Source organism: Natronorubrum halalkaliphilum, assembly GCF_009834785.1.
GTDB classification, from domain to species: domain Archaea; phylum Halobacteriota; class Halobacteria; order Halobacteriales; family Natrialbaceae; genus Natronorubrum; species Natronorubrum halalkaliphilum.
The window spans coordinates 148727-175256 of record NZ_WUYX01000038.1 but is presented as its reverse complement, the minus strand read 5'-3'; the positions used below and the strand labels follow the sequence as shown (position 1 = coordinate 175256).

The following is a 26530-nucleotide window of genomic DNA, read 5'->3' as shown; positions in this document are numbered from 1 at the left end:
CCGGTCAGTTCCCGTATGCCAACTGCGTCGAACGGGGACGTCTCGCTGTACTACGACCGCGAGGGTGAGGGCGAGACCGAAACCAAAGCTGAAACCGAAATCGGGGACGATCGCGCCCCCGTCGTCTTCGTCTCCGAAGCCGGTCTCGGTGGCTGGTCGTGGGGCTGGCAACACGCCGCGCTGGCCGGCCCCCGCGAGGTCGTCGTCTGGGACCTCCGCGGCACCGGCCGCTCGGACGCGCCGGCAGGACCGTACGCCCTCGAGACCCTCGCTGACGATCTCGAGGCCGTCCTCGAAGCCTGTTCGATCCGCAAGGCACACCTCGTCGGCTGCGGCCTCGGCGGCGCGATCGCTTTGCAGGCCGCGCGAGACTCCACCCGAGTCGAGACGCTGACGCTGTTCGGGACGGCCGCTCGGGGCGAGGCGTTCGATATCGAACCACTGTTCGCGCCGCCGGGCGATCGAGACGCGCTTCGGGAGTCGCTCGCTGCGGGCCTTTCCGACGAGTTCCGCGAGGCCCAGCCCGAGGTCTGCGAGGGGATCGCCGACTGGCGGGCCGACGGCGACGCCACCCGCGAGGGTTGGGAGGCGCAGGTCGCTGCGCTCGAGGGATTCGACGCGGACGACTGGCTCGTCGACGTCACTCAACCTACGCGGGTGTTCCACGGCGGCGCGGACGAACTGGTCCCGGTCTCGGCCGGTGAGACCCTCGCTCGAGGGCTGCCTCGCGGGAAGTTCGTCGGCCTCGAGGGTGCAGGCCATCTGTGCCAGATCGAGCGCTCGCGGACGGTCAACGACCGGATTCTGGGCTTTCTCGAGTCCTGGGCTGCGGACGACTGATGCACCCGTCCCGAGGGCGTACGCCGACGAAATTCGGAAACTGATCTTCGATATCGAGGGTTGCTCCGTTCTCTCCGAAGCGGCTGCTTGCGCTTGAGCCCCTATCTACTACGGGTTTCAGCGTGGAACTCGGAGTCGTGACTCTCTCGCTGGCTCGTCGGGCCGACCGTTTCCCGGATCGGACGGCGGTTGTCGACGTCTCCGAAGAGCGGTTGTACGCCCCCGCGGAGACGATCCACGAGAACCGCGTCTCCTACGCGGAACTCGCGGGGATGGCGGACCGAACCGCTGAACACCTCGCCGCACTCGGCGTCGAATCCGGCGACACCGTCTGTCTCGTCACCCGAAACCGGGTCGCCTCGCTCGCGGTCCTGTTCGCCTGCCGTCGACTGGGCGCGACGCTCGCGCCGATCTCTCACTGGCTGACGCCGGTTTCCGTCGAACGCCCGTTCGACCTTCTCGAGCCCGACCTCGTAGTTTCGGAAGCCGCCCAGCGCGACCTCGTACGCTCGATTCCGTTCGATCGGTCGGTGACGCTCGAGGAACTGGCCGAGTCCGACCGCGAGTCGGTTCCCGACGGCTCCGGCCACGACCGCGATTCCGATGCGCCGCTTCTCTGCGTACACGGCGACGACGGCCGTCCGGTCGTCGGCTACTCGACGCGAACGATCGAGTGGAACTGCATCTCGAGCGCCGTCGCGTGGGGGCTGTCGGGACGGGACACGGTTCCCCTGGTGACGCCGCTTTCCGCGGCCGACGGGCTCGTTCGAACCGCGCTGTCGGCGTTGTACGTCGGCGCGACCCTCCTCCTCGACAGGGCGTTCGACCCCGGCGATACGCTGGCCGCCATCGATACGGCGGACGCGACGTTTCTCGCGGGTCGAAATCAGGCGCTGTCGGATCTGACCGCCGAAGCGGCGTTTTCGGACACCGTCGACTCGCTCGAGCGGGCCGTCGTCGAGGGGCCGATGAGCGACGACGTTCGCGAGCAGTACCGCGAGGCCGACGTCCCGGTCGCTCGCGCCGCCGGCCGCCTCGAGTGTCCGACCGCGTTCAGTCAGCCGTTCGCGACGGACGTCGACGCAAGCGAGAGGACCGCCGACGAACCCGGCGTCGGGCGGCCGATTCCCGACTGTCGCGCTCGGCTGATCGACGAGGAGGGGGCCGTCCTCGAGGGCGAGAGCGAAGGCCGACTCGAACTGTCGGGACCGGTTGTCGCCGACGGCTACGTAAACGCTGCCGGAACCGACGACGAAAATTGGGACGAGTCCGCGGACATTCAGCGCGAGGAGTGTTCCGATACGGACGATCGCGGCCGGTTCGAGGAGGGCTGGTTCGATACCGGTGACCGATTTACCCGAACCGCTAACGGCGTGTATCTGCCCCGGTAATCCACCATTATCGACGTAACCGAATTTCCGTCACAGCACTCGAGACCGGCAAATATCTAGCCGTGAGCGGTTGCGGCAACGCCGGTGCCGGGCGGAAAGCCTATGTCTTCGGAGTAGCCAATACGGGACAATGAGTCAGGTCCGTATTGCCGTCCTGAACGCGGCTCACCGGGACGAGAACACGACACGAAACTTCCGACGCGAACTCGACGCCTCCCTCTCCGAATTCGACGCCACCGCGGGCGAGGTGCCCGACGACTTCGACTACGACGGCGCGGTCGTCACTGGGTCACGATCGTCGGTCTACTGGGACGAAGACTGGATGGTGCCCACGAAAGCGTGGGTCGCAGACGCGATCGATCACGGGATGCCGTTCCTGGGCGTCTGTTGGGGCCACCAACTGCTCGCGGACGTCCTCGGCGGCACCGTCGAGGATATGGGTGCCTACGAGGTCGGCTACAGCGATATCGAACACCACGGCGACTCGCGACTGTTCGACGGTATCGGCGAACAGTTCACCGCCTTTACCAGCCACTCCGACGAGGTCTCGGAACTCCCGCCCGGGGCCGATCCCCTCGCCGAGAACCGCTACTCCAACCACGGCTTCCGCAAGGACCGGGTCTTCGGCGTGCAGTTCCATCCCGAGTACGATATGAAGACTGCCCGCGAACTCGTCCATCGGAAGGAACTCTCCGACGAGCGCCTCGACTCGATCCTCGGCGAGATCACCGACGCGAACTACCGGCGAGCCTGCGAGGCGAAGTTGGTCTTCGATAACTTCCTCGAGTTCGTCGAAGAACTGCAGGCGGTCGAGGTCACCGCCGAGACAAGCGGCGACGTATCGGCCTCGCTGGGCTGTTCGGACTGATTGCTCCGCCCGTTTTCTTTTTCTTCGTCACCGATCAAACGAAGTCCCGTCTCGAGGAATTACGGGTCGAAACCCGACTCGAGACTGGCAAGAAGGTGATAGAACAGAAACTACTCGAGCGGATGGTCACTGAACCGTACGAGTCCAACGTCCAAAGACATCGACGGCGTTCTCCGGTACGAGTGTTCGACGACGACTGTGACGGATTCGTTGAACGAATCGATCTTGCGTCGCTTGAGTTCGGTTTCGCTGTCTCACACTCCCGAACCTGAGTTGTCGTAGCGTCGCGTTCTCTCACGCAACTCGAAGACAGACCCGCCGAAGACGCGTTTCGTCAGTCGGCCGCGGCTTCGATCTTGGCCTCTTCTTCCGCGCCGATTGCCTCGACGATCAGTTCGGCGACGTCGACGATTTCGATCTCGTCCTCGTAGCCGCCGGTCTTGCGGCCGTCCTCGTACATCGTCATGCACATCGGACAGGCGACGACGAACTTCTCGACGCCAGCGCCGGCGTCGGTGTCCTCGAGCGCCTCTCGAATCCGCTCCTCGCTCGGCTTCGGTTCCTCTTCGAAGTCCATCCAGAGGCCGCCACCGCCGCCGCCACAACAGAAGGAGTTGTCGCGGTTGCGCGGCATTTCGTCGAGCGTACAGCCGGTGGCGCGGATGAGTTCACGCGGGGCCTCGTACTCGTCGTTGTACCGGCCGAGGTGACACGGATCGTGGTAGGTGACCGTGTAATCGAGTTCGGTTCCCGAGAGGTCGAGTTTGCCGTCGTTGACTAACTCCTCGACAGCCTGGGTCCAGTGAAGCACGTCGATCTCGCCGTCTGCGTTCCACTGGTCTTCGTAGTCGAAGGGCATCATCGGGTCGTCCGCGAACTCCTCGAAGTCGACCTCCGGATACTCGTTTTCGAACGTGTTGTAGGAGTGTGGGTCCGTACAGACGATTTTGTCGAACTCGCAGTCCTCCCACGTCTCGACGTGGTGGCCGGCGAGTTCGACGTAGAGGAACTCCTCGCCGACGCGACGGATGTCGTTGCCGTCGTACTTTTCGTCGTCGAAGAGGATGCCGAAGCTCACGTCGGCCGCTTTGAGGATCGTCGCCAGCGAGCGAGCGACCTTCTTGTTCCGCTCGTCGTAGCTCGGGAAGTCGCCGACGTACCAGAGGTAGTCGACTTCCTCCTCACGGGCGTCGGCGATCTCGTAGTCGAGTTCGTCGGCCCAGTCGCCGCGGTTTCTGGGACTGTCACCGAACGTGTTGCCGTTCTGCATGACGTTCTGGAAGACGTCCTGCATGGACGAGGAGATGTCGCCCTGATCGGTCATCTGGCGCTGGAGCCGGGTGAACGACTGGAGGTGCTCGATCTCGACCGGACAGGCGTCCATACAGGCCATACAGGCCATACAGGACTCCATCGTCTCCGTGTTGATGACGCTCGTGCCGCCGTCGGCGATGATCGGCTTCTCCTCGCCGCCGGCGTCGAGTTCCTCACGGTACTTCTTGAGGTCGAGGATAACGTTCCGCGGGTCGAGCGGCCGATCGGAGGCTTTCGCCGGACAGACGGAGGAACAGCGACCGCACTTGGTACAGGCGTCCTGGTCGAGGATCTCCTTCCAGGTGAAGTCGTCGATGGATTCGGCGTTCGTCGCGTCCAGATCGGACGGAACGTTCGGCAGCCGTGCTCCGGCCTTCTCGTCGGCCGTGACGACGTTCGCGAACGAGGAGATCATGTGGAACGGCTTGGCGTAGGGGATCCAGGCGATGAAAAAGAGCGCGAGCAGCGAGTGTTTCCACCAGACCAGCCAGTGGAGCGTCTCGGCGTTGAAGCCGAGGTGGGCGAACGCGGAATAGTCGGCGCCGCCCGCCATCGCCGCGCCGGTCGTCGGCAGGTTGATCGCGTCGAACGCCATCGCCAGCCCGTAGCCGACGAAGCTGACGATTTCGTGTTCGGGCATGCCGGTGATGTAGATCCGAGCCCCCTCGAGGAGGAAGCCGCCCACGCCGAGGCCGAACAGCGTCCAGATGAAGATATCGTCCTCGTTAGAGGTGTGGCGGCCCCAGAGCCGGTGGTTCTGAACCCAGTAGCGTCGGTAGAGGGCCATTCCGATCCCGACGACGAACAGCAGCCCCATCGCGTCGACCATGAACTGGTAGGAGAGATAGAAGTCGCCCTCCCAGAACACGATGCCGAACAGCAGTTCCGTCGTGTACTGTTCGAAGCCGATGATCGTGGTCGCAATGAGCAGCGTCAGGAATCCCCAGAGAATAAACGAGTGCATCAGACCGCCGTAGAGGTCCCTGTTGAAGTTTTTCTCGTTGGTGATGACGGTCTTCGCTGCGCCGGTGATCCGACTCGGCAGATCGTCGAGCCGAGCGAACGGATCGTCGTCTCCCCTCGCATACCGGCTGAACCGTTGGTAGACGCCGTAAGCGAAGACGGCGAGAGTGATAACGACGAGAAGATAGAAGATCGCATACCCGACCTCGCCGATCCCCAGATAGGTCTCTCTGCTAACCTCAGTTTGGGCTATGGCGTTCACCATCTGGCCGTTCACGTTCATGTTCAACCACGTGCAGGGCTGTGACTTAATTCTTGTCACACCGCCCCGGAGACCATCGCAGTGCCGTCTTGCGAAAATTTTCCCCTCATTCCGAGTTTATAATGTTCGTTCATGTCCGACCCGCCGTCCCCAATCCTAGCTGGCAACAGGCTTAAATAGCCGCCCATCGGGAGTGTGCACCCATGAACGAAAAAACTGAGGAGCTCCGAGATATCTTCACCGACGTCACCGACGGCGAGGGAACCGTCACCGAATCCCAGCAGGACACCCGCGGCTCCCTCGAGCGAGACGAACGAACGACTGCAGAGCGCCTCGAGAGCGTCGTCACGCAGATGCGCGAACGGTACGAGTTCGAGACGTCGTTATCGGACGACGAACTCATCGCGGTCGCCGAGGCCTTCTACGACGGCGAGAGCGACGCCGAAATCGCCGACGAACTCGGCGTCGAACCGGACGACGTCTTCGAGGCTCGAATGTCGTTGCACCTCGTCGGTGACGACGACGCCGACGAAGTCGACCTCGCAGCGATCCGTAACCGCGAGGAAGACGACGCGACGCTGGCCGACGAGTACGACGTCAGCGAGGAACGGATCCGCCGCTACCGGCGCGTCGCCGCGGCCGAGGACGAGTCTCGAGCGGCGAACGACCGGTACCGGGACGAGTTCGACAGCATCCTCGCGGACTCGGAACTCTCCGAGCAAATGACGACCGACGTTCGCGAAGACGGTCTCGAGGACGCGACCGAAGGGATGGAAACGGACGTGGAGTTCTAATACTGTTGGACAGAACGACGTGAAACCGATCGTTCTGCTGGAGCCGTCACGGTCGGCGACGACCTCGAATTCACGATCGGCTTCGTATTGACTGCTTTCTGACAGTATGAGGCGGACTGTCGTGCGTCGTTGCCGATACGACTGATACGGTTTACTGTAGTCAATTACCGCCGATCACCGACCCCGTCCCTGGTGATCGGCGGTACATAGTCACAGCAATCCGTATGAGTTCCGTTTAGGATTGTGTCGGTACGGCTAGACAGCATTCCGTCCGAACTCATCTCGAAAATCGAATCGAACGCAGAAACTGAATCCGAACCGCTACAACTCCTCGAACTCAAGGTCGCCCTCCCGAATCTCGGCCAGGGCTTCCACCAGATCATCGACGGGCAGTCGCGTCTGGTCAGTCGTATCCCGTTCGCGGACCGTGACGGTCGTCTCCTTGTCCTCGATCGTCTCGTAGTCCACCGTCACGCAAAACGGCGTGCCGACCTCGTCCTGGCGGCGGTAGCGCCGGCCGATGTTGCCCGAATCGTCGTAGGTGACCGAGAGGCCTTCCGCGCGCAGGTCAGCGACGATTTCCTGCGCCTCGGCCTCGAGTTCGTCGTCGTTCTGTAGCGGGAAGACGCCGACGAACGTGGGGGCTACCTCGGGATCGAGCTCCAGATACGTCCGCTCCTCGCCGTCAACCTCGTCCTCGCGGTAGGCGTGGTGGAGGACGGTGTAGACCAACCGGTCCACCCCGAACGAGGGTTCGACGACGTGGGGCGTGATGTGCTCGCCGGCTTCGGTCTGTTCTTCGACCGCGAACCCGGTTTTCTCGACGGGGATATCGTGGGTATCGTCCTCGAGTTCGATCTCCACGACATCCCCGTCGAACGCGGCGCGGTCTCGAGCGGCTAGATCCTCGAGTTCCTCGACCACCGCTTGCGCGTCGCCGCCGAACTCCGGCCCAAGATAGCTCATGTCGGGGTCAACCGTCGCACGCTCGACGGTCTTGGGTTCGTCGTACTGCTTGAAGACGGTAAAGCGGTCGCCGGAGTGTTCGGCGTGTTTCGAGAGGTCGTAATCGCTGCGGTAGGCGAAGCCGGCCATCTCGATCCAGTTACCGTCGATCTCGCTTTCTGCATCCCAGCAGTCCGCCGCGTAGTGGGCTCGCTCGCCCGAAAGATGCTGGCGGAATCGGAACCGGTCCATATCGACGCCAACGGCGTCGTACCACGGCTTGGCGACGCCGAGGAAGTAGGCGACCCACGGACTCGAGATGACGCCCTCCTCGACGGCGTCGCCAATCGTCGTCCGAATTTCGTCGCCGTCGTCTTTGTTCTGCTCGCTGGCGGGATAGAGCGTCACGTCGACGTCTGCGACCGACTCGAGGTCCGGTTCGTCCGTCTCGGGATCGACGAAGTACTCGAGTTCGGCCTGGGTAAACTCGCGGGTCCGGATGATCGAGCGGCGCGGGCTGATCTCGTTGCGGTAGGCGCGGCCAATCTGGGTGACGCCGAACGGAAGCTGGTTGCGCGCGTACTCCTTCAGGCGGGGGAACTCGACAAAGATTCCCTGGGCCGTCTCGGGACGAAGGTAGCCCGGATCGGAGTCGCCGGGGCCGATGTTCGTCGCGAACATCAGGTTGAACGTCTCGACGGCCTGGCCCGCGAGTCCCGCGCCACAGGAGGGACAGACGAGCTGGTGTTCGGCGATGACCTCTTCCACTTCGGGAATCGGGAGACTCTCGGCGTCCTCGTACTCGGTGTTGTCCTCGACGACGTGATCCGCGCGGTGGCTCTCGCCGCACTCGTCGCACTCGACCAGCATGTCGTCGAAGCCGTCGAGGTGACCCGAGGCTTCGAAGACGGGTTCGGGCATGATCGTCGGCGCGTCGATCTCCATGTTGCCCTCCGCGACGGCAAAGCGGTCGCGCCAGGCGTCCTCGACGTTGCCCTTCAGCGATGCCCCCTGCGGACCGAACGTGTAGAAGCCGCCGACGCCGCCGTACGCGCCCGACGACTGGAAGAAGTAGCCCCGGCGCTTTGCCAGTTCGACCAGTTTCTCGCTCGTCGATTCCGCGTCGTTCGTCGCTGTCTGTGCTTGTTCACTCATAGAGTGCCTCCAGAATATCGACGTCACAGACGATGCCGACGAGCTGCTCGCCCGTGACCATCGGAATCTGCTCGATATCGTTGCTGATCATCTGCTGTGCGGCGTCCTGGATCGACGTCTGGGCCGAGACCGTCACCACGTCGCCGCTCATGAACTCGCTGACCGGGCCGTTGGGAATCTCGATGTCTCGAGTCGGGAGATAGCGGCTTCCGACGCCTTTGACGCCTTCCCAGGACCAGTCCGAGTCCTGATCGGGGAAGTTGTCCCCGGTCTCCTCTTCGCCCTCGACGATGCGGGCGACGTCGATGATGTCGACCTCCGTGAGGACGCCGCTCATCTCGCCGCTGTCGTCCAGGGCAACGGTGTAGGGCACGTTCGCGTAGGAGAGTTCGCGCTCGGCGACCGGCAACGGCGCTCCCTCGTAGGTCGTGTTCACGTTCTCGCTCGCGTGGGACTCGACGGCCCCGTCGGTCTCCTGGTCGCCGGTCGCGATCGCGTGGATGACGTCAGTCACCGTGATGATTCCCTCGAACTCGCCGTCGACTACGGGAACGCGGCGCGCACCTTCGTCGACCATCGTCCGCGCGACGTCCTCGAGCGTGGTGTCCGCGGTCGTCGTCGGCACGTCGTCCATCAGCATGACGAGCTGGTCCTCGTCGGGCTGTTCGATCAGGACGTCCCGCGAGACAAGACCTCGGTACTCGGGCCCGTTATCGGTCGGTTTGACGACCGGCACGGACGAAAAGGCCCGTTCCTGCAGGTACTCGAGTACGTCCGAGCGGGTGCCCGGGAGTTCGACGGTGACCACGTCCTCGCGAGGCGTCATAGCGTCGGCTACGTTCATGTCCGCAGCGTACGGCTAAAATAAGTATAAACCCCATGTTTCGTGCGCTCGCGATGATGGTACGCTGACATGTACTCTTGGAAGATAGTCCGATTCGACGAGTTTATATGTGAGTGGGTGTCACTCACATACATGGCGACGAACCCCCACGCCATGACGTCCGACGAGACGATCGTCGGTTCGATCGACTCGAGTAACTCCAACGAGGAATACGTCATCGCCGATATCTCGGCCGATGGCGCCTGGCTTTCGATGGAAGCAGCGGACGCGCCGACACTTCCGGCCTGGCGATAAGTGGGGTGGGATTGGAGCGGAAACGGTTTCGACGCGGTTTCTGCTGGTTTTCGATTCGAACCTGATGGACTAGATCCAGTGTGAGCTATCGGTGTGACTCGTCCGTGAAACCGCTCAGAAGACGCTCATCCCGATCGCGTACGGCCACCCGAGCGTGCTGACGGCGAGCAGGGCGAGCGTCGCGGCGAAGAGGGCCACCGAAACCGTCGGCACCGGAACGCCCTTCAGCTCGGCGTAGCCCGCCATGTTCTCGAGGTCGTGGAAGTGATTCAGGCCCATGAATGCGAGAATGCCGCCGAAGAGGACGCATGCGGCGAGGAACAGTACGTCCGCGAGGAGCCCGTCGAAGGTCTGGAACGGCAGCGTTTCGATCGCTAGTAACATTGTGTAACCTGGTGAGAAACCGAACTGTTACGGCCGTTCTTGGACATCGAATTCCCCTGGTAAGGGTCGTGTTATCGCCGCTAACGTGGACAATCGGGTCGATCGACTCGTCTTCTCAGCGATATCGAGGGTCGTGACGGCACCGCTCGAGCGGCCCTACAGTTTAGTAGCCAAACGTTGAGTCGTCAGTCGATGGTCGGCCCACAGCCGCCACACGATACCGAGACCAACGGTTACGACGACTTCGAGACCGAAGCGGACGACTCGCGCTACAGCGTCGCCACGTTCCTGGCAGCGCTCGTGCCGACGGCGCTCGCCCGACGAGTCGTCAGCGTCTCGCTCGAGACCGATCGGGACGTCTACGAGCGCGACGAACCCGTCGAGGTCACCGTCGATTTCAAGAACCGGTTCCCGTTGCCCGTCTCGATTCCGACCCCCCGACAGCGCCGCTGGGGGTGGACGATCGACGGCGAACTCGAGGCCAGCGACGAACGCCGGTACACCCGCTCGCGACCCTCGGCGTTTCGCTTCAGCGGCGGCGAGCGCAAACAGGTCTCGTTCACCTGGAACGGCCGCTTCGAGCGCACCGCCGAGAGAGGTATGGACGAGTCCGTCGTCCCCAGCCCCGGCGAGTACGAACTCCGCGTCTTCATCGCGACCGACGGCGACCGGTACCAACCCAGCGACGCGACGACGATCCGAATCAGGTAGTTCCGGGTTCGGGTCACCGGTAACCGTTTGGTCTTCTGTACCGTGTTACCACACATGTCTCTCGAACAGGTGTTCGCCCGGCTTCCGGACCCCCGTTCGCACACGTTTCCCGACTACTCGCTGCCCCGCGGCGAGCCCGTGTTGCCGATCGCGATCACCCGCGAGGAACTCGCGACGGTTCTCGACCTGTACGAGACGTTTCAGACCGTCGATCCGACCGGGCTGGACTCGAACCCGTTTCTCGAGGCGGCGACGACGTTCATGCAACAGAGCTTCGGCATTCCGCAGTACCGACCGGACGAGCAGTTACAGGACGATATCTCGGCGCTGCTCAACGACTTCTCGGACGACCTCGGGAGCGACTCGCTGGGCGTCGTCGACGCGACGCCGGCCCACCACCGGACGCTGTACTTCTTCCTGGTCAGTTGCCGCGGCTATCACGCCACGCCCCACGTTCGCTTCGATCCCGACGAGGCGGCCGTGGAGACGCTGTACGACCTCTATCAGCGAGTGACCGAGCAGGACGTCTACCTCAAGCACCCGTCATCGGTGCTCGAGTGAGGGCGGGTCGGCGTCTCTCTCGCGGCTGTTCGGTACTGACTCGAGAGGCTCGGTGGGTTCTCGGAGCCGGTGATGGACATCTGCGGAGACGGAACCCACTCGCCCACGGATTCGCAAATCGCCGGGTGTATCAGGGTTCGTTTCCCCGCCGAACGCTAATCGGGATGATCGAAACAGTGCGCGTTGACTCCTGCCAGCATTCCGCCGACTTCGGTAGCGTTTTCCCCGGCCTCCCCCTCGAGTGAGGTATGACTGCGTATCCGCCGATCAGCGAACAGCTGGACGACCTCGAGTCCGCACGGGAGGAGGGTCGTCGGAAGATGGACTGGGCGACCCAGCACATGCCGATTCTCGAGCACGTCCGCGAGGAGTTCGTAGACGAGCAGCCCTTCGAGGGCGAACGCATCGGAATGGCGATGCACGTCGAAGCGAAGACGGCGATTCTCGTCGAGACGCTCGCCGACGGCGGCGCGGAGGTCGCGGTAACGGGCTGCAACCCGCTGTCGACCCACGACGACGTAAGCGCGGCGCTCGACACCCACGAGAACATCACGAGCTACGCCAAACGCGGCGTCGACGACGAGGAGTACTACGACGCCATCGAGGCTGTCATCGCCCACGAACCGACGGTCACCGTCGACGACGGGATGGACCTCGTCGCGGCGATCCACGAGGACTACCCCGAACTGATCGACGGCATCGTCGGCGGGGCCGAGGAGACCACCACCGGCGTCCACCGCCTGCGCGCGATGGACGCGGACGGGGCGCTCGACTATCCCGTCTTCGCGGTCAACGACACGCCCATGAAGCGCCTCTTCGACAACGTCCACGGCACCGGCGAGTCCTCGCTGGCCTCCATCGCCATGACCACAAACCTCTCGTGGGCCGGCAAGAACGTCGTCGTCGCCGGCTTCGGCTACTGCGGCAAGGGCGTCGCCCGAAAGGCCGCGGGCCAGAACGCGAACGTCATCGTCACCGAAGTCGAGCCTCGACGCGCGCTCGAGGCTCACATGGAGGGCTACGAGGTCATGCCGATGGCCGAGGCCGCCGAGGTCGGCGACGTCTTCCTGACGACGACGGGCAACCGGGACGTCGTCGTCGAGGAGCACTTCGAAGTGATGCAGGACGGCGTCCTGCTCGCCAACGCGGGCCACTTCGACATCGAGATCGACCTCGAGGCGCTCGATGACCTGGCGGTCGACCGCTACGAAGCCCGCGACGGCGTCGAAGCGTACGAACTCGAGGACGGCCGCCGACTCAACGTCATCGCCGAGGGCCGACTCGTCAACCTCGCCGCGCCCGTCTCGCTCGGCCACCCCGTCGAAGTGATGGACCAGAGCTTCGGCATCCAGGCCGTCTGTGTGCGAGAGATGCTCGAAAACGGCGATCAGTACGAGGCCGGCGTCCACGACGTCCCCGACGAACTCGACACGGAGATCGCCGAGATCAAACTCGAGGCCGAGGGCGTCGACTTCGACTCGCTGACGGATACCCAGCGCGACTATATGGGGAGCTGGGATCACGGAACGTAATCCGCGGAGTAGTCCGAGGCCGTTCCCTGCCAGTCCCCGGGCAGAGCCTACTGTGATTTTTCGGGGTCGTCGCCGTCGACCGGCGTCTCCACGACGAACACTAACCCGCCGTCGTCGGGACCCCCGAGTCGGAGTTTGACGGTAAACGTCGCGCCCGACTGTCGCCGTCCGGTACAGCTGCCGGTCCAACGCCAGCCGTCGTCGACGGTCGGGATCGCCGTTGTCTCGAGTCGCTCGACACTGTCGTCGGTGAACAGGGTTTGCCACGACGTTCCGGGAAGGTCGTCGGGATCGTAGCCGAACTGCATCGCGAACGACCGGTTTGCAAACTCGATCTCGCCGTCCGGCGCGACGATCGCGATCGCGTCGCTAGCGAGTTCGACGCTGGCGAGCGACCGCCGCGACAGCGCCTCGAGGCGCTGTCGCTCGACGAGGGCGGTAATCCGGGACTCGGCACGCTCGAGGCCTGCGTCCGGATCGTCGAGTTCCAGCCAGTCGACCCGCCGGTGTGCGTGGGCGGCATCGATGGCCGTCGACGCTGCGGGACGAGCCGTAACGAGGAGTACCGGCAGATCGGGTGCCCGCCGTCTGACCCGCTCGAGGAGGTCGAGGAGGTCGGCGTCGCGTTGGCCCGCCAGCCCGTAGTCGACGACGAGGCAGTCGACATCGTCGAGAGCGGTTCCCCCGGCCGTTATCGACGACGTCGTTCGGACCGTGAATCCGGTATCGACGGCCGTCTCGAGTTTGTCGGCGTACTGCTCGTCGGCCGTGATCACGAGGACGGAGAGGGTGTCGGAACACGGTCGGGCCGACTCGGGTTCGATCGCGGTTCGGGGTTCGGTCATCGCGTTTCGACTACCCGTCCTGATGGATCCGGGTGCGCGGGATGATCGGTTGGCTCGGGAGGGTTCATCGCCGTCGCTGCTCGATCCCAGCACTTACGATCGGTCATGGACCGCTCCGTCGATCAGGACGGTGCCATCGCTTCGGACCTCGACTTCGTGGGCTTCGTAGGTGAACGTGACTCGCGCCTCGCCCGTCGAACCCCGCTGGAAGAGTTGGTCGAGCGCTTCGGGATCGACGGCGTGATACAGCGGTTCGAGGTCGACGGGGTCGGCCTCGAGTTCGTCGGCGAGAGCTTCGATAACAGAGAGACTGAGCGAATCGTTGTGATAGTCGAGCGTCGTTCCGGACATTTCATCTGACTACAGGCGAACGATGGGTATTTCCCTGTTCGTTATATGCATAATCCGACTCCGGATGGGACACTACGTGTATAGAAGGGGCGTTCGAATCGCACGACTGCGCGGCTGCATTCTTGCCGGCGAGCGAGCGTGGCTGTCGGGACGATACTGCATTCTGTGACTCCACACCTATCATGCATTTAATGAAACACAGCGGTCATAAACCGCGTCTATCATTGGTCATCGTCACGTATCGGTCGTATGGCTGCTCCTTCGGTTCGCGGACCATCAGTGGGGCGAGTCGCCGACCGACGACTCCCGCTGATCGCGTTCGCGATGGTGGTGCTGGTGTTGGCAGTGATCCGCTGGCCCGACGCAGTATCCTCGACGGTGGCTCTACCTGTAGCGGGCGCGAGCCTTCCGGCAGAGATCGGACCGCTCCCCCTACTCCTCGGCCTCGCCGCTTCCGGCGGCCACGACCGGGACGCCGACCTCGAGCGCCTCGCGGCCGACCTCGAGGCGTTCGTCTCGGATCACTGCCCTACGGAGTCGGACGGAGACGGGTCCGAGCGAACGAGTCGGTTCGACCTCGAGCGAGACGACGACGTGGGTCGACTCGCGACGGCGGTAGACGAACTGGCGCGAACGTGCGAGGCGCGCGAGGATCGCCTCGCCGAGCGCGAACGGGAGCTACGCCGGAGCGAGCGTCGGTTCGCGGCGGTCTTCGACGATCCGAAAATGCTGGGTGCCCTGCTCGAGCCGGACGGTACGGTTCGACGGGTTAACGAGGCTGCGTTCGACTACGTCGATGCCGACCGCGAGTCGGTAATCGGCGAGCGGTTCGAGGAAACGCCCTGGTGGGTGAATACGTCGACCGCGGCCGTTCGGGAGTGGATCGCGCGCGCGGCCGACGGCGAGTACGTCGAGTACGAAGCCTCCCTCGACGATCCGGACGGGACTCGAGCGTGGGTTACCGGCACCTTCCGTCCGGTCAGGACCGAGGACGGCGAAGTCGACTCGATCGTCGTCTCCGGCCGCGATATCACCGACCGCAAGGAACGCGAACGGCGGCTGGAAACGACGGCCGCCCGACTCGAGGCGCTGTACGAGCACTCGCCGGACATGATCGACGTGCTCGACGAGAACGGAACGATTCTGGACGCGAACAGCCGGTTGTGTGAGAAACTGGGTCACGAAAAGGAGGAACTGATCGGGACGAAAATCTGGATCTACGATCAGCGGGTCGACGCGGCGGCCGTCGCGACGCTGCTCGAGGGAATGGCGGTCGGCGAACGACGCCGGTTCGAAGGAGAGTATCGGCGTGCCGACGACTCGACGTTTCCCGTCGAGATCCACCTGATCCGACTCGATATCGACGGCGAGAACCGCTACGTGGCGATCAGTCGCGATATCACCGAGCAGGACGAGCGCGAACGGGAGCTTCGAGAGCGCGAGCGGGAGCTACAGCGGTACAGGGCGTACACCGACGACGTGTTAGACGCCATCGACGACGTGTTCTACGTCTTCGACCGGGACGGCGGCCTTCAGCGATGGAACGAGACGCTCAGCGCGGTAACCGGCTACACTGACGCGGAGATCGCGTCGATGAACGCCCTCGAGTTCTTCGAAGGCGGGGATCAGGCGGTGGTCGAGGCCGCGATACAGGAGGTTTTCGAGGGAGGGGAGTCGCGCGTCGAAGCGCAGATGGCGACGTCGGACGGCGACCGAATCCCCTACGAGTTCGTCGCGACTCGGCTCGAGGACCTCGAGGGGAACTCGGTGGTCGCCGGTATCGGACGGGATATCTCCGAACGCAGAGCGAGAGAGCGCGAACTCGAGCGATACCGGGAGTTCACCGACGACGTGCTCGACGCGATCGACGACATGTTCTACGTGCTCGGAGCGGACGGCGAGATGATCAGGTGGAACGAGACCGTTCCCGCGGTGTCGGGCTACACCGACGAGGAAATCGCGTCGATGAACGCCGCGGACTTCTTCCCCGAGGACGAACAGCCGGCGATCCGCCGGTCGATCGAGGAGGCGTTCGAGACCGGAACCACGCAGGTCGAGGCGGAGTATCTCACCAAAGCGGGCGAGCGGATCCCCTACGAGTTCGTGGCCACGGTCCTCGAGGACCCCGACGGAACGCTGGTCGAAGTCGGCATCGGGCGGGATATCTCCGACCGCAAGGAGCGGGAGACCGAACTTCGCGAACGGGAACGACAGCTCTCGACGCTGATGAGCAACGTCCCCGGCATGGTGTATCGGTCTCAGAACGAGCCGGACTGGCCGTTCGAGTTCGTCAGCGAGGGCAGCGCCGAGGTGACCGGCTACGATCCCGAGGCGCTGGTCGACGGCGACGTGAACTGGGCCGACGACGTACTGCTCGAGGACCACGACGAACTCTGGGAGACGGTACAGGAGGCCCTGACCGAGCGGGACTCGTTCCAGGTCACCTATCCGATCGAAACCGCCGACGGCGAGCGACGCTGGCTCAGCGAACGCGGTCGCGGCGTCTACGGCGCTGACGGCTCCGTCGAGGCGCTCGAGGGAGTCATTACCGACGTCACCGATCGCGTCGACAACGAGCGGGAACTCGAACAGACGACTCGGCTGCTCGAGCAGGCCGAGCAACTCGCGAACGTCGGTGCTTGGGTGATCGACGTCCGGACGGAGCCGAGCGAACTCCAGTGGACGGACGAAGTCGCGCGAATCCACGGCCTCTCGCCCGACGCCGAGATCGATCTGGAGACGGCGCTCGAGTACTACCATCCCGAGAATCGAGCGAGAGTCCGGCGAGCGGTCGATCGAGCCGTCAACGCGGGCGAGGCGTACGACCTCGAACTGCGGCTGGTTCCGGCCGACGGCGGCGATACGCGCTGGGTGCGAACGATCGGCAACCCCGTCCAGGAGAACGGCGAGGTCGTCAAGATCTACGGCTCGTTACAGGACATCACCGAGCGCAAGCGGCGCGAACGCGATCTCGAGCGCTACGAGACGATCATCCAGGCGATCGGCGATCCGGTCTACACGCTCGACGCGTCGGGCGACTTTCACTTCGTGAACGACGCCATCGAATCGCTCGCCGGCTACGATCCGGAGACGCTGATCGGGACCAATATCAGCGAGGTATTGCGGCCGGATGATCTCGAGACGGCTCGAGAGCTGGTCCGAGCGCTCCGGCGGGACGAGGAGACCGACGGGACCTTCGAGATGGAACTCGAGACCGCGGACGGCGACGTTCTCGAGGCGGAAAACCACATGGCGCTGTTGCCGGCCGAGGAGGGCGGGTTCGCGGGCGTCGCGGGCGTCGTCCGCGACATCACCGAGCGCAAGGAGCGGGAACGCGATCTCGAGCGAACGACGGACCTCCTAGAGCGCGTCCAGCGGCTGGCGGCGGTCGGCGGCTGGGAACTGGACGTCCGGACCGAACCGCCGGAAGCGACCTGGACCGAGGAGATGTACCGATTGCACGATCTGTCGGAGCGCGTGACCCCGACCCTCGAAACCACGGTCAACTGTTATCTCCCCGAGGATCGGCCGTTCGTTCGCGAGCGCCTCGAGCGCGCGGTCGAGACCGAGACGGGGTACGACCTCGAGGCGAGACTGGAGGTCGACGACGGCGATCACCGATGGGTGCGCGCGATCGGCGAACCGATTTTCGACGACGGCTCGGTGATCAAGTACCGTGGCGCTGTCGAGGATATCTCCGACCGGAAGCGTCGGGAACTGCGCCTCGAGTCGCTCCACGAGACGGCTCGGGACCTGCTCAACGCCGAAACGGAGTCGGCCATCGCCGAACTGGTCGTCGAGACGGCCGAAGACTTACTCGAGTCGACCGGAGCCAGCGTTTACCTGCTCGACACCGAGGCGAACCGATTCGAACCGACGGCGGCGACGCCCACGTTCGTCGATCGGACCGGCGGTCCGCCGTCGATCGCCGTCGGCGACGCGGACTCCGTGCTCTGGAACACCTACGTGACGGGGACGCAGACGGTCGTCGACGACGCCGAAATCGGCTCCCGATCGCCGCTGTTCGGCGGCGACGTTCCGGGCGGACTCCTGGTGCCGATCGGCGACCACGGCGTTTTCGCGCTGGTTGCCCAACCGGAGACGATCGGCGAGGGGACCCGACAACTGCTCGAGACGCTCGTCGCGACGACCGAAGCCGCGTTCGACCGCCTCGAGAGCGAGGCGAGCCTGCGAGAACGCGACGCGGAACTGGAAGCACAGAACCGACGACTCCGCCGACAGATTCAGGTCACCGAGATCATTCGGGGGATCGATCGCTCGCTCATCGGTGCCGACAGCCGCGAGGAGATCGAGCGGACGGTCCTCGACCGGCTGGTCGAGGCCGACAACGTCGCGTTCGCCTGGATCGGCGACGTCGACGCGAGCGGGACGGTACTCGAGCCCCGAACCTGGGCCGGCTCCGATCCGGAGTACCTCGACGCGGTGTCGCTCGATCTCGATGTCGACCGGCCGGAGCCGTCGGTCCGTACCGCCCGGGCAGAGACGGCGACGGTCGTCGAAAACCCCGTCGAGGGGCTCAAAGCCGAGCCGTGGCGAACGAACGCGCTCGATGCCGGGTTCCAGTCGGTGGTGTCCGTTCCCCTCTCCTTCGAGGAGTACGGCTACGGCGTTCTGTCGGTCTACGCCGACGAACCGGACGCGTTTACCGATCTCGAGCGGTCGGTGTTCGCGGAACTGGGCGAAGGGATCGCGAACGCGATCAACGCGACGGAGACCAGGGAGGCGTTACACGCCGAAACGCTCGTCGAACTCACGCTTCGACTCGAGGCGGACGATGATATCCTCTCGCGGATCGCGACGATGACCGGGGCGACGGTAACCTACGAGGGGCTCGGAACCCAGTCGGGATCGGAGACCGTGCTGTTCTTCGAGACCAGGGACGTGTCGCCGGAGGAGGTTCGGGAGACGCTCGCGGACCTCGTTTCCGTCACGGACTCCCGGCTCATCACCGAGTCGGACGACGGCTGTCTCTTCGAAGCGACCGTTACCGGTGAGATCGTCGCCTCGCGGCTGGTCCGTCACGGCGGCAGTCCGCGGTCGATCCGTGCGGACGGAACGGGGATCGACGTCACCGTCGACGTCCCGACGACGACCGACGTCCGCGAGTTCGTCGAGATGCTGGCGGATCAGTACGAACGCGTCGATCTCAGCGCTCGACAGCACGTCCAGCGGGCGATGCACACGAGACAGGAACTGGTCACGTCGCTGTTCGACGACCTGACCGACCGTCAACTCGAGGTCCTTCGAACGGCGTATCTGGCCGGCTTCTTCGAGTGGCCGCGCGAGAGCACCGGCGAGGAGATCGCCGAGATGCTCGCGGTGACCCAGCCGACGGTCAATCGTCACCTCCGAATCGGCCAGCAACGGCTGCTCGCTCAACTGTTCGGCGGTGAGACGCTGTCGATCGCCGACGCCTCGTGATCGTTCGGTCCCCGACCCCGTCGTGGCCACTGCGTGATGGAAGAAGGAACACCCAAGGACCGGGCACTCGTAGACCGCCGCATGGAAACGCCCTCGCGTTCTACCGACACCGACCGTGACGGTGCGCCGCTTCGATCGACGCTCGTCGCTATCGGCTTGACGGTCTTTGGACTTATTGCGGCCGAATTCGCGACGCTGCCCGCCTTTCTCTTCGATCCCGTGTTGCTCGAGGTGGCGATGGAAGGCGGGTCGCTGGGCGAGGCCTCGATGGAGGGTCGGACGCTGCTGTTGATTCTGAACTTCGTCGGGATGGCGTCTGCCGGCCTGATCTATCTCCTCGCGACCGGGCGGGGGCTGTCGTGGATCGACCTTCGGGTACCGACGAAAACGGACTGGAAGTACCTGATCGCCGGCAGTATCGGGAGTATCGTCTTCCTGTACCTCGTCAGCATTCTCTTCATGCTCCTCGACGTGCCCGCCGCGGAGAGCCAGGTCATCGAAATCGTCGGCGAGAACCAGACGATGATTCTGATCATGATCTTTATCGTCTTCTTCTTCAACGCGCCGGCCGAGGAGTTCCTCTTTCGGAACGTCATCCAGAAGCGCCTCTACGCGGCCTTTACGCGAGTACAGGCGATTCTGGTTACGAGTGTTATCTTCGCTGCCGTCCATCTGCCGATGTACCTCATCGCCGAAACGACGATCGCGACCCTCGCCTCGCTGAGCATCATGTTTGGCGGCTCGGTCATCTTCGGCTACGTCTACGCGAAGACGGACAACCTCCTTGTGCCGACGATTGCCCACGCCGTGCTCAACGCCTTCCAGTTTGCCATGCTGTACATCGCCATCGAGTACGACATCGAACAGGGTGAACCCGCACCGTCGATGCTGCTCGACGCCGTCGCTATGATTCCGCTGTAACCGAGACCAGTTTCACCCCGCTGTCCGTCCTTTTATTATCGCCCGCGGGTGAGAGGGTGTATGTCTCAGGCGAAGGGTGACCGCCGCGAACGCGAACTCGTCAACGAACTCGACGAGTCCGGCTTCGCGGTGATGCGTGCACCCGCAAGCGGCTCCGCGACAGAACGCGAACTCCCCGACGTCCTCGCCGGCGACGGCGAGCAGTTCTACGCGATCGAAGCCAAATCGAGTTCCGGAGACCCGATCTATCTCACCGGCGAGGAGGTCGAAGCCCTGATCTACTTCTCGCAGAACTTCGGGGCGAAACCCCGCATCGGCGTCCGATTCGACCGCGAGGACTGGTACTTTTTCCACCCCGGCGATCTCTACGTGACCGACGGCGGCAACTACCGCGTCAAGAAGGAGACCGCCATCGCCGACGGCACCGATTTCGCCGAGTTCGTCGGAACGTCCGAGAAAGTCACCCTCGACGAAGTCGGTAACGACGCCGACGACGGGCCGGACGAGGAGATCCTCCGGGTCTTGAACGCCGTCGAACAGGGCGTGATGGACGTTGAGGAGGCGGCCCAAATTCTCGAGTGAGCGATTCGGCTGTGGCGAACCCAACTAGTTGGGGATAATTCGTATCCATTCGACGGCGTACGTTCCCTGTCCATGAGCGACTCGACGGCGATCTCACGCGGAACGGCGGCGTGTGAACACTGCGGGTCGATATTCGCGGTTCGAATCTGGCCGGACGGACGGATCCGGCCAATCGGTTCGCCGAAAAACTGTCCCTGCGGGGCGACCGACTTCCGCCAACTCTCGTGAGCGCGCTCGGCACAGGCGGTCAATCGTCCGCGACCACCGTTTCCGAGAGCGCGTCCGGATTGACCGACTCGTTTCTGACGATCGACTCGAACGCCTCGAGCGCGAACCGGTCGCCGCTCGCGATGCCCCGCGCGTCGTCGGTCTCGAGTTCGTTCGCGACGAACCGTTTGGCGACCAGCGCCAGTCGGCCGTTTTCGTCGCCACTTTCTCCCTCGCCCTCGAGTTCGGTCTGAGCTTCCTCGAGCAACAGCGCCGCGGTGAAGACGTCGAAGATATAGTGGGCGAGCCGCTTGGCCGACAGTTGTGCGTACTCGGCGTCTTCGGCGGCAAGCGCCGCGAGGGCAGCCGCGAGGTCGTGATACTCGTCCTCGACCGTCTCCGCGGCGTCCTCGAGTGCCGGATGCGAGACCTCCTCGAGTCGCTCTTCGATAGTCTCGAGCAACGGTTCGTGGGCGTCCTCGCGCTCGAGGGCTCGCAACACGTCCAGCGAGAGGATGTTCTCTGTCCCCTCCCAGATCGGCAGGACCTGTGCGTCCCGGAGCAGCCGGTTGGTGACGAAGTCGTTCACGTAGCCGTTGCCGCCGTGGACCTCCATCCCGTAGGAGGCGGTGTCGACGGCCATCCGTGCCGTTCGAGCCTTGGCGATCGGGATCAGCAGTCGCATCAGGCGGTAGGTGTCGCCATCGCCGTCGTCAGCCGCGCTCGTGGAGTCCGCGGAGCGACGCCCCGCCCGCTCGCGCTCGGCGAACAGCCGCGCCGCTTCGAAGGTAAACGCGGTCGCGGCCTCGTGGTCGACGGCCATGTCGACCAGGTCCGCACGCATCAGGGGGTACTGATCGATCGTCTCGCCGAAGGCTTCCCGATTCGCGGCGTAGATCTTGCTCTCGAGCAACACCCGGCCGATGATGCCACAGGAGGCGGCGGCGTTCGAGAGCCGCTCGAGGTTGAGCATCTCCGTCATCTGCTTGAAGCCGTTCTCTTCTTCGCCGACGAGGACGGCCTTCGCGCCGGTGAACTCGACCTCGCCCGTCGGGACCGCGATAGTGCCGAGTTTGTCCTTCAGCCGACGGTACAGTTGGTCGTTCACCGCGTCGGGGGAGAGCGGGCCGTCCTCGAGTCGGTCGCCCTTGGTGAGCGGGCCCTCGCTCCCGTCGGGGTCCGCGTGGGGAACGAGGAACATCGAGAGCCCGTCGGTACCCGACGGTGCGTCCTCGGTCCGGGCGAGCGCGAGCGTCCCCTCGGCGTCGATGTTCGAACAGAACCACTTCTCGCCGTACAGCCGCCAGTATCCCGCGTCCTGATCGTACTCGGCGCGGGTCTCGTTCGCGCCGACGTCGCTGCCGCCCTGCTTTTCCGTGAGGAACATTGCCCCCTCGATCACGTCCTCGTAGTTTCGGGCCGTGAGGCCGTCGTAGTACTCCTCGAGCGCGCCGTCGTCGAACTTCTCGAGGACGAGTGCGACGCCCGCGGTCATCGCGACCGGACAGTCAAAGCCCGCGTCGGCGTAACACAGCAGGTACTGCATCGCGAGGTTGTGCGACAGCGGCATCGGCTCGTCGCGACCCGGCGGCGCTTCGAACGCGTCCGCGACGATCCCCTGTTCGTAGGCCAACCGCTCGTTCTCGAGCTGTTCGGCCGGATACCGGACGCAGTTCTGGATGTCGCCGTGTTTGTCGTAGGGTTCGAGTTCCGGCCCGTGGTCGTCGACGAAGTCCGCGTTGTCCGCGATGGTGTGACCGACGCACTCGCCGAACTCGGCGAGGCGGGGCTCGGCCCACTCGAACTCCTCGTCGGTGTAGATTCGGCGCAGTTCGCGCCTGATGGTGCGATCGAGGGCCCAGTAGTTGACCGCTCGTCCCTCCTCGAACTGGCCGTAGTCGATGCTCGAACTCATGTGCTGGTGGTTGTTGACGAGTACCAATAAAATGGGCGAGAGTCAACGGCGCTTGCGTTTTCGTTCGTTTACGGACTCGAGTCCGATACGGTCCGCAAGGGGTTACCGATGAACAGGCGCAAAGCCTCGCCGTTCACGGCGGGGATACGCGCCGTCACGGAATGAGCCCGCTGCACTCCCAAGCCCTACCCGAGTCTCACACGCAACTTTCCCAGTTTTAAAGTGATTCAGTGAAGTTCCGTGGGGTGGTGAGGCGTTCCAACACGTTCGAAGTCCGCCCTCGTTCCGAAGAGGATGAGCAGCTACTTCGACGTTTGTTGGACGCTTCTGCCTCTCTATGGAACGAAACCACGTACGCTCGCCGTGAACGCTTCTTCGGTGATGACGGCAACGTGTGGGATGCTGATACCGGCACACTCGAAGGTCAGTACAAGGATGTCGTTGGATCAGCGACTGCACAACAGATCATCCGGAAGAACACCGAAGCGTGGCGATCGTTCTTCAAATGCCTTGAAGATCCTGATCAAGATGCACGGCCACCAGGATACTGGGGGAACGAAGACGATGGTCGGGAACTCCGCACGTACATTCGAGGCGATCAGTACACACTCAAATGGGGTGAACGATCCAGACTCGAAATCCCAGTTGGAACAAAGTTGAAAGACGAGTTCGGACTCGGGTATCGAGAGCGACTCCGTCTCGAAGTGAGCGGTGAGCCGAAGTGGAGCGGTGAACACGGCCGGCTGGAAATCGTGTACGATGAGGTTGACGGCACGTTCAGAGCTTTCCAACCAGTCACGATCGATGATTCTCGACTGGATACACCATTGGCCTCCTCGGACGAGGCGGCCGCTCTGGACATCGGCGCAAACAACCTCATCGCCTGCACAACCACAACCGGTCAACAGTACCTCTACGAAGGCCGAGACTTGTTCGCCGAATTCCGTGAAGCAACCGAGAAGATCGCGCACTACCAGTCGAAACTAGACGATCAGCGTCGAACCAGTAAGCGCATCGATCGACTGTACCGGAAACGAACACGGCAACGAAATCACGCACAAGATGCGCTTGTGCGAGATCTCGTCGAACAATTAGCTGATGAAGGGATCAGTACAGTATATGTCGGTGACCTCGCTGATGTGCTTTCAACGCATTGGTCGTGCCGTGTGAATGAGAAGACTCACAACTTCTGGGCATATCGCCGATTCATTGGACGGCTGGAATCCGTTTGTGAAGAATACGGGATTGATGTGGCTGAGACGTCGGAAGCATGGACGAGTCAAGAATGCCCCGATTGCGGTTCACGTGATAAGACTATTCGCCACGAAGACACGCTCACGTGTTCGTGTGGATTCGAAGGGCACGCTGATCTCACAGCTTCGCGGACGTTCTTGGAGAGGCAAGTCAGGAGAGAAGTAAGGCCGATGGCGCGGCCTGTACGCCTCAAGTGGACCAAACATGAATGGCGGGAACATCATAGCTCGCTCCCTAATCGAGGGACAACGGCCAACGAGGAACGTACAAACCAGAGTACCTGCACGGGGAAAGTTGCCTCCGTGGAGACTCAGACCGACTGAGACTCCAGCGAGAGGAATCCTCGCGCTTCAGCGCGGGGAGGACGTCAAGACGCCTTTTCGAGTCGCGTTCGCGGGAAGACGTAGACCTTCAGCGAGCCGGGAACGACGCCGTTCGTGGCGACGGTAGCGTGCGGGTAGACCGCGCCGACGACGGGGACGTCGGGTTCGTAGTTCTCGTTCGTCGCGTACTCGGCGACCGTGCTGTCGGCCGCGCCGATATCGACGGCGTCGGCTCGCAGATCGGAGACATTGACGACGGTGAGCCGATCGCCCGTTTCGCGGTCGATGACCACATCGCCCGGCCAGATCGCGTCGTTCTCGCAGTAGAAGGGCGAACTCTCGTCTTCGCCGACGAACTCCGTCTCGCCACAGTCGTGGCACTCGACGGCGATTTCGCCCGGCGGCGGGGTTCGTCCCTCCGTGATCTCGATGGCGACCCGGCGAATGTGCTTACAGCGGGCCGTTCGAAAGACGTGATCCGGACACGTACAGCGGCCGGCCTCGAGGTCGACGAGGTAGGTGTGTTCGCTGGCCGATTCGATCTCGTAGAGCCCGTCGCCGAGTGCTAGCACCGACATCGGTTCGGTGCGGGCGCGGCGCGAGCGCTTTCCGAGGCGGCTCTGTGACGGTACTGGAAGCGGTGTTTTCGGTGACGCTGTTGTGTTCATAGGTGCGTCAAGTGATGCGATCAGCGACTGGCTGATCGACTGAGACGGTCTCCTGTACGTCGATGCCGGCCCAACCACAGCCGCCGTGGTCGCACCGGTAACTCGGTACAGCAGTCCGTACGAGTGGTGGTCGACTGGCTATTCGTATACGGTAGTCGCTCGAGTAAAATAACGGGTGCGCCTGCAACCGCCGGTGTGGGTTTTATACCGAACTGCTCGCCTGTCGGGCGGTTCGCGTACCGTTTGATCCCCTTGCGACTCGGCCGGGCCATCCCGGAATCGGATCGTCGATACTCGTGCAGCCGAGACGCAGACACTCCACACCGACATCTGAACCGACACACCGATCGCTCGGTACACGCCCTTCGAAGCGCTTTTGGCCGGGCCGCCGAAACCGATGTACCAATGCTCGATCGCGACCAGATCATCGAAATCGTCGTCGCCGTCTCTTCGGTCTTGCTGATGCTCGGCGTCATGATGAATATCGGGGCCGAATACGGCAGCGCCAACGGCGGTCTTACGCCCGACGGTGCCGAGTTGCTCGTCGGCGCTATCGTCGGCTTTATCTTGCTGTTGACTGTCGTCGGCATCGGCCTCGCGTACGTCATGAACGAACCCGGCGACGGACTCGAGGCGGACGACGACGCGGACGCAAAGAACGCGGCCTAATTGTTTCGTCGGTGACTTTTCGTGGGTGGCGAAATGACCGGTTCGTATGGGTAGTCCCAACGCTCGATCCTGTTCGGACGAGAAACGGTTTTCCGGCACCCAACGGACCGCGATCATGGCCGCGGCGATCTTGCTCGGTTCGTCGGTTCTCGTCCGAACGGTCGGCGTGAGTCCCGGCGTTGCTATCGGTGTCCTCGCGTTCCTCGCGGGCGGTGGGTTCCTGTTGGTTCGACGCCGACGGTCTCGATCCGCGGGGGCGGCCGACGGGGACTCCGACGCTGACTCGAGCGAGTCGGATGAGTCGAACGTCTGGAACGCGATCCCGTCCCGACAGTACTCCGGCCGACACGTCGAGTCGGGCGGGCTGAGCCGCGGCGAGCAAGAGCAAGCGCTTCAGGATATCCAACGGCAGGCCGACGAACTCGCGGACGATCCGTCGCGAAAGTAATCGGCGAGACGTCGAAGCTTCGGCCTCGATAATATCGGCCGTGGTCT

General features: G+C 63.6%; 22 protein-coding genes. 14 read left to right on the top strand and 8 right to left on the bottom strand.

What is annotated here, in order from left to right:
* Positions 1-15: 15 nt before the first annotated feature.
* From GS429_RS12970 to GS429_RS12960, 3 genes are all read left to right on the top strand, one after another.
* Complete coding sequence (locus tag GS429_RS12970; RefSeq protein WP_160065790.1) at positions 16-840, top strand: alpha/beta fold hydrolase; 825 nt, start codon at positions 16-18, stop codon at positions 838-840.
* Between the two features lie 122 nt (positions 841-962).
* Positions 963-2231, top strand: a complete 1269-nt coding sequence (locus GS429_RS12965) for a class I adenylate-forming enzyme family protein (protein ID WP_328821378.1) — start codon at positions 963-965, stop codon at positions 2229-2231.
* Between the two features lie 130 nt (positions 2232-2361).
* On the top strand, positions 2362-3099 hold the full coding sequence (locus tag GS429_RS12960) for a type 1 glutamine amidotransferase (protein ID WP_160065789.1): 738 nt from the start codon (positions 2362-2364) through the stop codon (positions 3097-3099).
* Between the two features lie 334 nt (positions 3100-3433).
* Here GS429_RS12960 and GS429_RS12955 read toward each other — a convergent pair whose 3' ends face one another.
* A complete protein-coding gene (locus tag GS429_RS12955) occupies positions 3434-5638 on the bottom strand; it encodes a (Fe-S)-binding protein (RefSeq protein ID WP_328821383.1) in 2205 nt (734 codons plus the stop codon).
* Between the two features lie 203 nt (positions 5639-5841).
* Between GS429_RS12955 and GS429_RS12950 the strand changes: the two genes are divergently transcribed.
* Positions 5842-6432 carry a conditioned medium-induced protein 4 gene (locus tag GS429_RS12950; protein ID WP_160065788.1) on the top strand — a complete coding sequence of 197 codons (591 nt, stop codon included), beginning with the start codon at positions 5842-5844 and terminating at the stop codon, positions 6430-6432.
* 321 nt (positions 6433-6753) lie between these two features.
* Here the strand turns inward: GS429_RS12950 and glyS are convergent, their stop codons facing one another.
* The gene (gene glyS, locus GS429_RS12945; protein WP_160065787.1) at positions 6754-8532 is read right to left on the bottom strand and encodes a glycine--tRNA ligase; all 1779 of its coding nucleotides are present in this window, start codon (positions 8530-8532) and stop codon (positions 6754-6756) included.
* On the bottom strand, positions 8525-9376 hold the full coding sequence (locus GS429_RS12940) for a CBS domain-containing protein (RefSeq protein WP_160065786.1): 852 nt from the start codon (positions 9374-9376) through the stop codon (positions 8525-8527). The genes glyS and GS429_RS12940 overlap by 8 nt, the downstream gene beginning before the upstream one ends.
* A 132-nt stretch (positions 9377-9508) precedes the next feature.
* Between GS429_RS12940 and GS429_RS21880 the strand changes: the two genes are divergently transcribed.
* Positions 9509-9670 (top strand): DUF7556 family protein, encoded by a 162-nt coding sequence (locus tag GS429_RS21880; RefSeq protein WP_201294009.1) that lies wholly within the window; start codon positions 9509-9511, stop codon positions 9668-9670.
* Positions 9671-9784: 114 nt separating this feature from the next.
* On the opposite strand, the gene GS429_RS12935 is transcribed toward GS429_RS21880, so the two are convergent.
* Positions 9785-10054, bottom strand: a complete 270-nt coding sequence (locus GS429_RS12935) for a hypothetical protein (protein WP_160065785.1) — start codon at positions 10052-10054, stop codon at positions 9785-9787.
* A gap of 192 nt (positions 10055-10246) precedes the next feature.
* On the opposite strand from GS429_RS12935, the gene GS429_RS12930 reads away from it, so the two are divergent.
* The 3 genes from GS429_RS12930 to GS429_RS12920 all read left to right on the top strand — a co-directional run bounded on the left by GS429_RS12930 (position 10247) and on the right by GS429_RS12920 (position 12858).
* The gene (locus GS429_RS12930) at positions 10247-10765 is read left to right on the top strand and encodes a DUF7974 family protein (protein ID WP_160065784.1); all 519 of its coding nucleotides are present in this window, start codon (positions 10247-10249) and stop codon (positions 10763-10765) included.
* A 54-nt stretch (positions 10766-10819) separates the two neighbouring features.
* Positions 10820-11326: a hypothetical protein gene (locus tag GS429_RS12925; protein ID WP_160065783.1), complete on the top strand. Its 507-nt coding sequence runs from the start codon at positions 10820-10822 to the stop codon at positions 11324-11326.
* A gap of 248 nt (positions 11327-11574) precedes the next feature.
* Positions 11575-12858: an adenosylhomocysteinase gene (locus GS429_RS12920; protein WP_160065782.1), complete on the top strand. Its 1284-nt coding sequence runs from the start codon at positions 11575-11577 to the stop codon at positions 12856-12858.
* Between the two features lie 47 nt (positions 12859-12905).
* Here GS429_RS12920 and GS429_RS12915 read toward each other — a convergent pair whose 3' ends face one another.
* Together GS429_RS12915 and GS429_RS12910 are read right to left on the bottom strand one after the other, a co-directional pair.
* Positions 12906-13703, bottom strand: a complete 798-nt coding sequence (locus tag GS429_RS12915) for a PAS domain-containing protein (protein ID WP_160065781.1) — start codon at positions 13701-13703, stop codon at positions 12906-12908.
* A gap of 93 nt (positions 13704-13796) precedes the next feature.
* On the bottom strand, positions 13797-14054 hold the full coding sequence (locus GS429_RS12910; RefSeq protein ID WP_160065780.1) for a HalOD1 output domain-containing protein: 258 nt from the start codon (positions 14052-14054) through the stop codon (positions 13797-13799).
* A gap of 249 nt (positions 14055-14303) precedes the next feature.
* On the opposite strand from GS429_RS12910, the gene GS429_RS12905 reads away from it, so the two are divergent.
* The 3 genes from GS429_RS12905 (at position 14304) to hjc (ending at position 20999) form a co-directional block, all read left to right on the top strand.
* Entirely contained in the window at positions 14304-19496 is a 5193-nt protein-coding gene (locus tag GS429_RS12905) for a PAS domain S-box protein (RefSeq protein ID WP_160065779.1), read from the top strand.
* A gap of 81 nt (positions 19497-19577) precedes the next feature.
* A complete protein-coding gene (locus tag GS429_RS12900) occupies positions 19578-20417 on the top strand; it encodes a CPBP family intramembrane glutamic endopeptidase (protein WP_160065836.1) in 840 nt (279 codons plus the stop codon).
* A 60-nt stretch (positions 20418-20477) separates the two neighbouring features.
* Complete coding sequence (gene hjc / locus GS429_RS12895) at positions 20478-20999, top strand: Holliday junction resolvase Hjc (protein WP_160065778.1); 522 nt, start codon at positions 20478-20480, stop codon at positions 20997-20999.
* Positions 21000-21246: 247 nt separating this feature from the next.
* Here hjc and GS429_RS12890 read toward each other — a convergent pair whose 3' ends face one another.
* Positions 21247-23121 (bottom strand): acyl-CoA dehydrogenase family protein, encoded by a 1875-nt coding sequence (locus GS429_RS12890; RefSeq protein ID WP_160065776.1) that lies wholly within the window; start codon positions 23119-23121, stop codon positions 21247-21249.
* Between the two features lie 248 nt (positions 23122-23369).
* Here GS429_RS12890 and GS429_RS12885 point away from each other — a divergent pair, with 248 nt between their 5' ends.
* Complete coding sequence (locus tag GS429_RS12885) at positions 23370-24698, top strand: RNA-guided endonuclease InsQ/TnpB family protein (protein ID WP_328821382.1); 1329 nt, start codon at positions 23370-23372, stop codon at positions 24696-24698.
* Positions 24699-24742: 44 nt separating this feature from the next.
* Here the strand turns inward: GS429_RS12885 and GS429_RS12880 are convergent, their stop codons facing one another.
* On the bottom strand, positions 24743-25366 hold the full coding sequence (locus GS429_RS12880; protein ID WP_160065775.1) for an SWIM zinc finger family protein: 624 nt from the start codon (positions 25364-25366) through the stop codon (positions 24743-24745).
* A gap of 405 nt (positions 25367-25771) precedes the next feature.
* Between GS429_RS12880 and GS429_RS12875 the strand changes: the two genes are divergently transcribed.
* A complete protein-coding gene (locus GS429_RS12875) occupies positions 25772-26035 on the top strand; it encodes a DUF7472 family protein (protein WP_160065773.1) in 264 nt (87 codons plus the stop codon).
* 46 nt (positions 26036-26081) lie between these two features.
* Complete coding sequence (locus GS429_RS12870; protein ID WP_160065771.1) at positions 26082-26483, top strand: hypothetical protein; 402 nt, start codon at positions 26082-26084, stop codon at positions 26481-26483.
* Positions 26484-26530: the final 47 nt, after the last annotated feature.